We start from the raw sequence: 11,939 nt of genomic DNA, 5'->3' as shown, positions 1-11,939 counted from the left end.
TTTCCCTGGGTATATTGAGTGGTTCTGTGCGCCCACAGAAAAAGGCCCCTCACTGGGGGCCAACAAGAATCACCATATCCGCCAGGGAGCTGTTTTGTCAACTCGGGAAAGCGCCGAATTGCAGAAGGAACAGGAATACGTCGACCGGCTCCACCACCGTGTCGACGTGCTGCGCGGTGACGCCGCCGAGCAGGTCCAGGACGCCCTGACGCCGGTCGGCACCGGCCAGCAGGCCCGCCTCGAACGCGATGTCCAGGTCGCCGAGCGTTCCGGTCTGCTCGCCGCTCTCAACGCGGTGGACGGCTCGCTGTGTTTCGGCCGTATCGATCTCACGGACGGCGTCGCGCACCATATCGGCCGTATCGGAATCCGTGAGGACGACAGCGACCACACGCCTTTGCTGATCGACTGGCGCGCCCCGGTCGCCCGCCCCTTCTATCTCGCCACCCAGCACACCCCGATGGGTCTGCGCAGGCGCCGCCACCTCACGACCGAGGGCCGCACGGTCACCGAGCTGCACGACGAGATCCTGGACGTCGGGGACCGGGAGCGCACCGGATTCGAGGACCCGAGCGGCGACACGGTCCTGCTCGCCGCGGTGAACTCGGCGCGGACCGGACGCATGGCGGACATCGTGCGGACCATCCAGGCGGAGCAGGACCGCATCATCCGGGCGCCCCACCGGGGCGTCCTGGTGGTGGAGGGCGGACCCGGCACCGGCAAGACGGCCGTCGCCCTGCACCGGGCGGCGTTCCTGCTGTACGAGCAGCGGGAGCTGCTGGCCAAGCGGGCGGTCCTCATCGTGGGCCCGAACCCCGCCTTCCTCAGCTACATCGGCGAGGTGCTCCCCTCGCTCGGTGAGACCGGAGTCCTGCTCGCCACCCAGGCCGAGCTGTTCCCCGGCGTCCACGCCCGCTCCACGGACACGCCCCGGGCCGCGGCCGTGAAGGGCGGCGCGCCCATGGCCGAGGCGCTGGCGCTCGCCGTGCGGGACCGGCAGCTGCTGCCCGAGCCGGGTGCCCCGCTGATCATCCCGCACGACGACGGCGACCTGGTCCTGGACTGGGAGATCGCCTACGAGGCCCGGCAGGCGGCCCGGGACACCCGGCTGCCGCACAACCTCGCCCGGCCGCACTTCGCGTTCCGGATCATCGACGCGCTGACCGCCCAGCTCACCGAGCGCATCGGCGCCGACCCGTACGGCGGGCCGAACTTCCTGGGCCCGGACGACATCGCCCAGCTCGGCAAGGCGGTGGCCGTCAGCCAGGAGGTGCACGCCGCGATCGAGGAGCTGTGGCCGGCCCTCACCCCCGAGGGCTTCCTCGCCGACTACCTGGCCGAGCCGGTCCACCTGCCGGAGGCGGACGCCGATGCCATCCGGCGGGCACCCGGCGAGGGCGGGTGGACCCCGGCCGACGTGCCGTTGCTGGACGAGGCCGCGGAACTGCTCGGGGTGGACGACAGCGCCGAACGGGCGGCGGCCGAGGCGGAGCGCCAGGAGCGGATCGCGTACGCCCACGGCGTCCTGGAGCTGTCCCGGGGCTCGGAGTCCTTCGAATTCGAGGACGAGGAGTCGGAGCTGCTCGCCGCCCACGACATCATCGACGCGGAGCGGATGGCGGAGCGCCAGGAGGAGGCCGACCGTCGCAGCGCGGCGGAGCGGGCCGCCGCCGACCGGACGTGGGCGTTCGGGCACATCATCGTGGACGAGGCGCAGGAGCTGTCGCCGATGGCCTGGCGGCTGCTGATGCGGCGGTCGCCGACCCGGTCGATGACGCTGGTGGGCGACCCCGCGCAGACCTCGGAGGAGGCCGGGGTCGGCTCGTGGCAGGAGATCCTGGAGCCGTATGTGGGCGACCGGTACGAGCATGTGCGGCTCGGGGTCAACTACCGTACGCCCGCCGAGGTGATGGAGGTCGCGGCGAAGGTGCTGCGGGCCGTGGACCCGTCGTTCGAGCCGCCGGGGTCGGTGCGCTCCACGGGCGAGGCGCCCTGGGTGCGCGACGCCGGGGCGGATCTGGCGGGCGCGGTGGCGCGGGCGGTCGAGGAGCTGACGCCCGGCAAGGGGCGCCTCGCGGTGATCGCGCCGCGCGAGCTGCACGAGGAGATCGCGGCGCCGCTGGACGGCGTGACGCCCGGCGGCGAGCCGGATCTGACCCGGACGGTGGTGCTGCTGGGGCCCCGGCAGGCCAAGGGACTCGAATTCGACCACGTCCTGGTGGTGGAGCCGGGCCGGTTCGGGACGAGCGACCTGTACGTGGCGCTGACCCGGGCCACGCAGCGGCTGGGCGTCCTGCACCGGGAGGCGCTTCCGGCGTCCCTGCGCTGACGGGGCCGCAATCGGGTGCGCGGGCCGGGCTGTTGTACGAGGACAGCCCGGCCGGACGGATGGATTCCGGGGAGCCTTGACACCTCGGACCGGCAGGAGGAGCATCCTCACGTCGTTGACAACGTTGTCGGGACGACGCCGTTCCCCCGCGGTCACGGCGCCGGCCTCGCGCCGCGTTGACCGTCCGTCACATCAGAAGGGCAGGAACGGTGCCACAGACGCACAAACGCCGTACGCACCCCGCGATCCGGGCCGTGGGCTCCCTCACGGCCGCCGCCATGGCCGTCGCGGGACTCGCGGCCGCCGCCGCCCCGGCTTCGGCCGCGCCGGGCAGGGACCTCGTCAAGAACCCGGTGTCGTACGTCGATCCCCTCATCGGCACGTCCAACGCGGGCAACACCTACCCGGGCGCCGTGCAGCCGTTCGGCATGCTGGCGTGGAGCCCGCAGAATTCGAGGGGCAAGCAGGTCTCGACGCCCGCTCCCGGCGGCTACCAGTACGACGCGAAGAAGATCCGCGGCTTCAGCCTCACCCACCTCAACGGGGTGGGCTGCTCGGGCGCGAACGGCGACATCCCGATCATGCCGTACGTGGGTGACGTGGACTCCTCCCCCACCTCGGACACCACCGACGCGAAGTACGCGAGCGGCTTCTCGCACGACGACGAGACGGCGGCCGCCGGGTACTACGCGGTCGGCCTGACCAGTGGCGCTTCGGCGGCGCTGACCACGACCGCCAGGACGGGGTCGGGAACGTTCGGATTCCCGGCGGACAAGCCGGCCAGCATGCTCTTCCGCACCTCCAACTCGGAGACCGGCAGCACCGACGCCACCGTGCGGATCGACAAGGCCGCGCGGACGGTGACGGGGTCCGTCACGGCCGGCAACTTCTGCGGGCCGCAGAGCGCGAACAACCGCAAGGACCTCTACACGCTGTACTTCACCGCCCACTTCGACAAGCCCTTCGCGAAGGTGGGCACCTGGAAGGACGGCACCCTCACCCCCGGCTCCACCTCCGCATCCGGTGGCACCGGTTACAGCTCGTCCGGCAACGCCGTGGAGGGCAAGGGCTCCGGCGGGTACATCACCTTCGCGGACGGCACCACCGAGGCGCGCGCCAAGGTGGCCGTCTCGTACGTCAGCGCCGCGAACGCCGAGGCCAACCTCCGTAAGGAGAACGGGCCCGGCAGGAGCTTCGACGCGGTGAAGCGGCAGGCCGCCGCGAACTGGAACAAGGCGCTGAAGGCCGTCGAGATCGGCGGCGGCACCGACACGCAGCGCACCGCGTTCTACACCGCGCTCTACCACTCCATGCTGGAGCCGACCCTCACCAGCGACGTGGACGGCCGCTACCTCGGCGCCGACCGCAAGCCGCACCGGCTGTCCAAGGGCCAGAAGGCGCAGTACGGCACCTTCTCCGGCTGGGACCAGTACCGGGCTCAGGTGCAGCTGATGGCGCTGATCAACCCGAAGGCGGGCAGCGACTACGCGCAGTCCCTGTTCAACTACGCGAACCAGCGGGACGGCGAGTGGGACCGCTGGCTGCTGGAGAACGGCAAGACGAGCGTGATGTCGGGCGACCCGTCCGACGCGGCGCTCGCCGGGATCTACGCCTTCGGCGGCCGTGACTTCGACGTCAAGGGCGCGCTGAAGTCGCTGGTGAAGGCGGCGACCGTGCCGACCGCCAACGACTCCGACAGCGCCGGCTGCAACGTGGAGTGCGTGGGCCAGCGCCCCGCGCTGGACAAGTACCTGGAGCTCGGCTACGTACCGGCGGACAACTGCCACTGCTGGGGCGGCGCGGCCGAGACGCTGGAGGACGCGGCGGCCGACTACGGCCTGTCGGAGCTGTCCCGGCGGCTGGGCGACAAGGCGGACGCCGAGAAGTTCCTGGACCGTTCGGGCAACTGGACCAACGTGTTCGACGCCAACGCCACGGAGCACGGCGGGTACATACGCGACCGGAAGTCCGACGGCAGCTGGGCGGGCACCTTCACGCCCGGCACCGGAGCCGGGTTCGTGGAGGGCACCAGCGCCCGGTACACCTGGATGGTCTACTCGGACGTGGCCGGTCTCGCCGGTGCGATGGGCGGCAACGAGCGCGCCACGGAGCGGCTCGACGCGTTCTTCCGTACGCCGGACGGGACGTTCGACTTCTCGGCGAAGGACGACACGCGCTACGACCCGACGAACGAGCCCGACATCAACGCGCCGTACCTCTACAACTACTTCGGCGCCCCGTACAAGACGCAGGAGACGGTCCGCGCAGAGCTGGACCAGCTGTGGACCGACGGTCCCGGCGGGATTCCGGGGAACGACGACGCGGGCACCATGTCGTCCTGGTACGTCTTCTCGGCGCTCGGCATGTACCCGCAGAACCCGAGCCGCGCCGATCTGACGCTGACCGCGCCGCTGTTCCCGCACGCCGTGGTGCACACCGGGCACGGCAAGAGGATCACCATCGAGGCGCCGGCCGCCTCCGCGGACCACACGTACATCCACGGGCTGAAGGTGAACGGCCGTACGTCCACGAAGCCGTGGGTCGGTGACTCGCTCGTGGAGCACGGCGGGCGGCTGGACTTCACGCTCGGTACGACGCCCGACACCTCCTGGGGCAGCGCACCGGCCGACGCGCCGCCGTCCTTCCCCGGCGGCGGGCTGAAGTACTTCACGGGCGCGTCCCCCGACCAGCTGAAGGCCGAGCCGGGCGGCGCGGGCACGCAGACCGTGCTCAAGGTGCAGAGCCTGGAGACGAAGGCCACCACCGTGCACTGGAAGGCCCAGGCGCCGGACGGCGTCACCGTGACGCCCGCCGAGGGCGACTTCACGGTCCCGGCGAGCGGTGCGGCGCAGGCGAAGCTCACCGTGTCGGCGGGGAAGGACACCGCCGAGGGCTACTACACGGTCCCGGTGACGCTGACGTCCTCGTCGGGGACGGAGCTGCCGAAGACGTCGGCGGCGGTGACGGTCGCCGAGAAAAACGGTCTGCTGTGGAACCGCAACAGCACCGGGATCTCGGCGGACGACGAGAACCCGCAGGCCAATTTCGACGGCGAGGGCTGGAGTTACTCGGCCCAGGCGCTCGCGGCGGCCGGTGCGAAGCCGGGCGGCACGGTCTCCTCGGGCGGCTTCGACTTCACCTGGCCGAAGGTGAAGGCCGGGGACCCCGACAACATCGAGGTGGCCGGTACGAGCCCCCAGGTGCTGAACGTCCCCTCCGACGGGGGTGACACGAAGCTCGCGTTCCTCGGCAGCGCCGCCGAGGGCAAGGCGTCGGGCACGGTGACGCTCACGTACACCGACGGCACCACGCAGCAGGCCGGGATCGGCTTCAGCGACTGGACGCTGGGCGGCGGCTCGCAGCAGCCGTCGTACGGGAACACGGTGGCCCTGCACACCGAGTACCGCGATGTGCAGGGCGGCGGAAAGGACCCGGTGGGCACCGAGGTCTTCACGACCGCGCCGATCGCGCTCCAGGCCGGGAAGCGGCTCGCGTCCGTGACGCTGCCGGCCACTACGGACGGCGGGATCATCCACGTCTTCGCGGTGGCCACCGCCTGACGGGATCAGGACAACGGCAAGGGCCGGCCCCCACGCGGGGGCCGGCCCTTGCGGCGTCGTCAGACGAGGTCGAACCGGTCCAGGTTCATGACCTTGTCCCAGGCGGCGACGAAGTCGCGCACGAACTTCTCCTGGGCGTCGTCGCTCGCGTAGACCTCGGCGACGGCGCGCAGTTCGGAGTTGGAGCCGAAGACCAGGTCGGCGCGGGTGCCGGTCCAGCGGACCTCACCGGTGACGGCGTCCCGGCCCTCGAAGGAGCTCTGGTCGTCGGCCGTCGACTTCCACGTCGTGCCCATGTCGAGCAGGTTGACGAAGAAGTCGTTGGTCAGCGTCCCCGGCGCGTCGGTGAGCACACCGTGCGAGGTCTGCTGGTGGTTGGCGCCCAGGACGCGCAGACCGCCGACGAGGACCGTCATCTCGGGCGCGCTCAGGTTCAGCAGGTTCGCCCGGTCGAGCAGCAGGTACTCGGCGGGGAGCCGGTTGCCCTTGCCGAGGTAGTTGCGGAAGCCGTCCGCGACGGGCTCCAGCTCCACGAAGGACTCGATGTCGGTCTGGTCCTGCGAGGCGTCGACCCGGCCCGGGGTGAACGGCACCTCGATCTCCGTACCGGCGTCCTTGGCCGCCTTCTCGACCCCGGCGGCGCCCGCGAGGACGATCAGGTCGGCGAGGGAGACCTGCTTGCCGCCACGCTGCTCGGCGTTGAAGGACTCCTGGACGGACTGGAGGGTGCGCAGGACGCCGGCGAGGCGGTCCGGGTCGTTGACCTCCCAGCCGTTCTGCGGTTCGAGGCGGATGCGCGCGCCGTTGGCGCCGCCGCGCTTGTCGCTGCCCCGGAAGGACGAGGCGGAGGCCCAGGCGGTGGAGACCAGCTCGGAGACGGACAGGCCGGAGGCGAGGACCTTCTCCTTGAGCGCGGCGATGTCGGCGGCGTCGATCAGCTCGTGGGTGCGCTCGGGCAGCGGGTCCTGCCAGATCAGGGTCTCCTGCGGGACCTCGGGGCCGAGGTAGCGGACGACGGGGCCCATGTCACGGTGGGTCAGCTTGAACCAGGCGCGGGCGAAGGCGTCGGCGAACTCCTGCGGGTTCTCGTGGAAGCGCCGCGAGATCTGCTCGTACGCCGGGTCGAAGCGGAGCGACAGGTCGGTGGTGAGCATGGTCGGGGCGTGGCTCTTGGACGGGTCGTGCGCGTCGGGCACGGTGCCCGCCCCGGCACCGTCCTTCGGCCGCCACTGGTGGGCGCCGGCGGGGCTCTTGAACAGCTCCCACTCGTAGCCGAAGAGGATGTTGAAGAAGCTGTTGTCCCAGGTGGTGGGGGTGTCCGTCCAGATGCCTTCGAGGCCGCTGGTGATGGCGTCGCCGCCCTTGCCGGTGCCGTGCGAGCTCTCCCAGCCGAGGCCCTGGCGCTCCATCGGGGCCGCCTCGGGGTCGGGGCCGACGGCGTCGGCGGGACCGGCTCCGTGGGTCTTGCCGAAGGTGTGGCCGCCGGCGATCAGGGCGACGGTCTCCTCGTCGGTCATCGCCATCCGGCGGAACGTCTCGCGGATGTCGCGGGCCGCGGCGATCGGGTCCGGGTTCCCGTTGGGGCCCTCCGGGTTGACGTAGATGAGGCCCATCTGCACGGCGCCGAGCGGGTTCTCCAGCTCCCGGTCGCCGGTGTAGCGCTCATCGCCGAGCCAGGTGGTCTCGGGGCCCCAGTACACGTCCTCGTCGGGCTCCCAGGCGTCCACGCGGCCGCCGCCGAAGCCGAAGGTCTTCAGACCCATGGTCTCCAGGGCGACGTTTCCGGTGAGGACGAGCAGGTCGGCCCAGGAGAGGTTCTTGCCGTACTTCTTCTTGACCGGCCACAGCAGGCGCCGGGCCTTGTCGAGGCTCGCGTTGTCCGGCCAGCTGTTGAGGGGGGCGAAGCGCTGCTGGCCGGAGCCGGCGCCGCCGCGGCCGTCGCTGATGCGGTACGTGCCGGCGCTGTGCCAGGCCATCCGGACCATGAAGGGGCCGTAGTTGCCGAAGTCGGCGGGCCACCAGTCCTGCGAGGTGGTCAGCACCTCGGCGATGTCCCGCTTGACGGCGGGCAGGTCGAGCGCGTCGAACGCCGCGGCGTAGTCGAAGTCCTCGCCGAGCGGGTTGGCCACGGCGGGGTTCTTGGCGAGAATCCGCACGTTGAGCCGGTCCGGCCACCACTGGCGGTTGCCGCCGCCCTGGGTGGGGTGCGGCGCGCGACCGTGCGCGACGGGGCAGCCGCCGGCCTCCTCCGACTTGGGGTCGGTGACGATCGCGTCGTGGTTCTCAGTCATGGAATTCCTTCCGGACGGGGCGGATCTCGGTGCTCTGAGAATGTGGGGGAATGGCCTGACCGGTCTCGTCCGGAGGACGTCCTGCCCTGGCTGCGGCCGGAACCGATCCTACGATGGACCAAGTCCAAGTCAATACGAACACGCGATGGAATGGATCAACGAGGGGCGTGACCGAGGCGCGCACCAAAGGGGCGACGGGATGATCTCGAAGCCCTGATCCGCTCGGATCCACGCGTGGCGACGCGCAGCGGGGTCGCATTCGGCGACGTGCCGATCGACCGAGCCGACGCGGGCCGCGCGGAGCGCCCCGGCAGCCGGAACGCACCACCACAGATCGCCACGATCACGACAAGGTCTCCGCCGCAGTAGATCCGGCACGTGCCGCGACCGGGCCGCAACGCGCGCTCTGCGGCGGCTTGTTCATCGTGTCCTGCGACGCAATCGCATGATGCGGCCGCTGGATCTCCCCCTTGACAGCTAACACCGGTAGCCATACATTGACGCACGCAGCTAACGCCGTTAGCCACATTGATGGGACGTCACGTGAAAGGGCCGCAGTGAGTACTGCCACAGCCAGCACCCTGCGCGGCAGCCCCCTGCCGCAGCCCCGCCGGAGAGCATGCGCAGCACTGGTGCTGCCCTTGGGGACGTGGGCGGTCTCCGGGGGAGAGCACCCGTCGCCGGCAGCCGCGCGCGCATGCCCTGCTGGGCCGAGCCCGTTCTCACCGAACCCCGCGAAGCACGCCGCGGACATCCGGTGCCCAGGTCTCGCCTCGTCCCCGGCTTCACCCGCCGCCCGGATGGCGATCGCGCGAACGGCCCGCCGTGGCTGACCGCGCGCAGCAGATCATGGTCGCCGCCCGGGAACTGCTTGACGCGGAAGGGCCGGATGCGTTGTCGATGCGGCGCATCGCCGAGCGCGTCGGCATCCGGGCGCCTTCCTTGTACAAGCACTTTCCGGACAAGGCCGCTGTCGAGGCCGGGCTTCAAGCGCAGGGAATGATCCGCCTGGCAGAGGACCTGGAGGCCGCTGAAGCCGGGATCGGCACCGACCCGCCCCTGCTCGTGCTCGCCCGCGCCTACCGACGTCATGCGCTCGCCGGTCCGCACCTCTACCGCATCACCCACAGTCGGCCGCTCGCCCGCACCGCGCTCCCCGAAGGACTCGAAGACCGTGCGGCGCTGCCGCTGGCCCGTGCGGTGCACGGCGACATCGACATCGCGCGCTCGTTCTGGGCATTCGCCCACGGCATGGTCGTGCTCGAACTCGACGACCGCTTCCCGCCCGGCGCAGACCTGGACGCGGCCTGGCGCACCGCCTGCGAGGCGTTCACCCAGGCGACCCGGACCAAGACCCGGGGAGAGTGATCTTGTGACACCCCCTTCGGCCCAGGGAGCCACCCGGAGTTCGGCCTCGGGTCCCGTCCGCGCAGCCTGGGCTTTGTTCGGCGCATTTCTGCTGTTCTGGCTCGTGTTGGAGATGGTCAACCACGGTGGCGGGACGATTCCGCTGGGGATTGCGGGCATCTTCGCTCCTGACCTGACGCTCTTCGTCGGGCCGTCGGGGGCGCACGAGCCCGGGCAGCTCACCCGCGGCCGGGTGCCCGGCTACAACCTCGTCCACCGGCCGATCGCGCCCGTTCTGTGGCTCGTCGTCTGCGTGGTGCTGCCTGACCCGCCTGGCACCGCACTGTTCACCTTCGGACTCGCCTGGCTGCTGCACATCTCCCTCGACCGCGCGCTCGGCCACGGGCTGCGCACCGCAGACGGCTGGCAGCGCTGAGCGATGGCCGAGCGACCCGCGCTTTCGGGCCTGGCACCCGAAGCCTCCACGACCTCGACCAAGGCTCTCACCTATGGATCTCGCTTACCTTCCCAGCCCTTCGACCGGCGTGCTTCACCTCGGCCCCGTCCCCTTACGGGCATATGCCTTCTGTATCATCCTGGGCGTATTCGCGGCAGTCCGGCTCGGCAGCCGGCGCTGGGTCGCCCGTGGCGGCGAGCCGGGCGTCATCGCGGAAGTCACCGTCTGGGCAGTGCCGTTCGGCCTCGCCGGCGGACGGCTGTACCACGTGATCACCAGCCCCGACGCGTACTTCGGCGACCGGGGCGAGCCCATCCGGGCCCTGTACATGTGGGAGGGCGGACTCGGCATCTGGGGTGCCATCGCCCTGGGCGGGGTCGGCGCGTGGATCGGCTGCCGCCGCCACCGCGTCCCCTTCCCCGCCTTCGCGGACGCGGTAGCCCCGGGCATCGCCCTGGCCCAGGCGATCGGCCGCCTGGGCAACTGGTTCAACCAGGAACTCTACGGCCGCCCCACCACACTCCCCTGGGGCCTGGAGATCGACCTCGCGCACCGCCCGTCCGGCATGCTCGACATCACGACCTATCACCCCACCTTCCTCTACGAGTCCCTCTGGAACATCGGCGTCGCCGCACTGGTCCTCTGGGCGGCACGCCGGTTCCCGCTCGGTCACGGCAGGACCTTCGCCCTGTACGTCGCCGCCTACACGGTCGGCCGGTTCTGGACCGAGTACCTGCGCATCGACGAGGCCCACACGTTCCTCGGTCTGCGCCTGAACAACTGGACCTCTGTCCTGGTCTTCCTCGGCGCTGTCGCCTGCCTCGTCGCATCGGACCGCCGCCACCCGGGCATCGAGGACGTGGCGCGGCTACAGGGCGAGGGTGCCATCGGGAGGGCCGATGAGCCGCGCCTGGCTGACGCCCCTGCCGGCCCCGCCTCCGGGCACGGGTAAGGGCCGAGCGCGAAGGGCGGCCGAGTCCCGGAGTGTCCGGAACGGATCGTGATGCGCTCGTGCGGACGGCAGACGGTGCTGGTGCGGCCCAGCCTCCCAGGGCGTCGAAAGGTGCATCACCGCGATGAACCGTGTGGGCTCATCAGCGGGCACGTTGAGGGCGGGGATCGGACGAGCGAATGGAACGAAGCCGGGAGCCGCCGACGATCGGCGTACATCCAGTACGAGGGACGCCGGCCGGTCTGGTGCATCCACGAGGTCGCCGGATCCACGGCCAACGACAGTGCCGCCGTGACACCGAGGGATGCCGGCCGGTGCGGCGAGAGTGCGTGCAGGCGTCGCGGGCCCGACGGGACTTCGCGGGCACGGCTTAGAGGCCGTCCCCCCGCCGGTGCACGCTCACCGCGTAGCCGCCGCCGTCGTACGGGGCGGCGTCCCAGGTGGCGAAGCGGTCGACGGGGGTGAGCCCGGCGGCGGCGCAGTGGGCGTCGTACTCGGCGAGCGTGAGGCCGGGCGGGACGGGGAGGTGGGCCGCGTCCAGGCCGAACCCGGAGACCAGCAGACCGCCCGGGCGCAGCGCCCCGGTGAGGCGGGCGACGACGGTGGCCTCGGTGCCGGGGGCGAGCAGCGCCATCACGTTGCCCGCGGCGACGACGAGGTCGAACCCCGGTCCGGCGGAGAGCGCCGCCGGGTCGAACGCGGCCAGGTCGGCGCGGTACCAGGGGAGCCCGGGCGCCTGCCCCCGCGCGACGGCCAGCATCGAGGCGTCGACGTCCACCCCGGTGCAGTCGTAGCCGAGTTCCGCGAGCCGGATCGCGACCCGGCCGGTGCCGCAGCCGGCGTCCAGCACCCGGGCCCCGGCGGGCACCAGGGCGGCGCAGAACCGCGCCTCGCCGTGCATGTCCCTGCCGCTGCGGGCGAGGGCCGCGAAGCGGGCGGCGTAGTCCTCGCCCGAGGTGTCTCCGGTCAGTTCGGTCCAGCGGTTCATGCGGGCCACTGTAGA

At 71.5% G+C, this 11,939-nt stretch carries 6 protein-coding genes and 1 pseudogene; 5 read left to right on the top strand and 2 right to left on the bottom strand.

What is annotated here, in order from left to right:
- Positions 1-118 precede the first annotated feature (118 nt).
- Together ACLQ2N_RS10690 and ACLQ2N_RS10685 are read left to right on the top strand one after the other, a co-directional pair.
- Positions 119-2,329 (top strand): HelD family protein, encoded by a 2,211-nt coding sequence (locus tag ACLQ2N_RS10690; protein WP_425811444.1) that lies wholly within the window; start codon positions 119-121, stop codon positions 2,327-2,329.
- Positions 2,330-2,607: 278 nt separating this feature from the next.
- On the top strand, positions 2,608-5,889 hold the full coding sequence (locus tag ACLQ2N_RS10685) for a GH92 family glycosyl hydrolase (protein ID WP_425812338.1): 3,282 nt from the start codon (positions 2,608-2,610) through the stop codon (positions 5,887-5,889).
- 59 nt (positions 5,890-5,948) lie between these two features.
- Here ACLQ2N_RS10685 and katG read toward each other — a convergent pair whose 3' ends face one another.
- A complete protein-coding gene (gene katG / locus ACLQ2N_RS10680; RefSeq protein ID WP_425811442.1) occupies positions 5,949-8,180 on the bottom strand; it encodes a catalase/peroxidase HPI in 2,232 nt (743 codons plus the stop codon).
- An 849-nt stretch (positions 8,181-9,029) separates the two neighbouring features.
- On the opposite strand from katG, the gene ACLQ2N_RS10675 reads away from it, so the two are divergent.
- The 3 genes and pseudogenes from ACLQ2N_RS10675 to lgt all read left to right on the top strand — a co-directional run bounded on the left by ACLQ2N_RS10675 (position 9,030) and on the right by lgt (position 10,988).
- Complete coding sequence (locus tag ACLQ2N_RS10675; RefSeq protein WP_425812336.1) at positions 9,030-9,548, top strand: TetR/AcrR family transcriptional regulator; 519 nt, start codon at positions 9,030-9,032, stop codon at positions 9,546-9,548.
- A 73-nt stretch (positions 9,549-9,621) separates the two neighbouring features.
- Positions 9,622-9,963 carry a DUF4260 family protein gene (locus tag ACLQ2N_RS10670; protein ID WP_425811440.1) on the top strand — a complete coding sequence of 114 codons (342 nt, stop codon included), beginning with the start codon at positions 9,622-9,624 and terminating at the stop codon, positions 9,961-9,963.
- A 73-nt stretch (positions 9,964-10,036) separates the two neighbouring features.
- A pseudogene (gene lgt / locus ACLQ2N_RS10665) lies at positions 10,037-10,988 on the top strand (prolipoprotein diacylglyceryl transferase).
- 318 nt (positions 10,989-11,306) lie between these two features.
- On the opposite strand, the gene ACLQ2N_RS10660 reads toward lgt, so the two are convergent.
- Positions 11,307-11,924: a class I SAM-dependent methyltransferase gene (locus ACLQ2N_RS10660; RefSeq protein ID WP_425811438.1), complete on the bottom strand. Its 618-nt coding sequence runs from the start codon at positions 11,922-11,924 to the stop codon at positions 11,307-11,309.
- Between the last annotated feature and the right edge of the window lie 15 nt (positions 11,925-11,939).

Origin of the sequence: Streptomyces sp. DT224 (genome assembly GCF_049844595.1) — a bacterium.
Taxonomy (GTDB): Bacteria; Actinomycetota; Actinomycetes; order Streptomycetales; family Streptomycetaceae; genus Streptomyces.
Note: the sequence above shows the minus strand (reverse complement) of the source record. Positions and strands in the feature narration are given on the sequence as shown.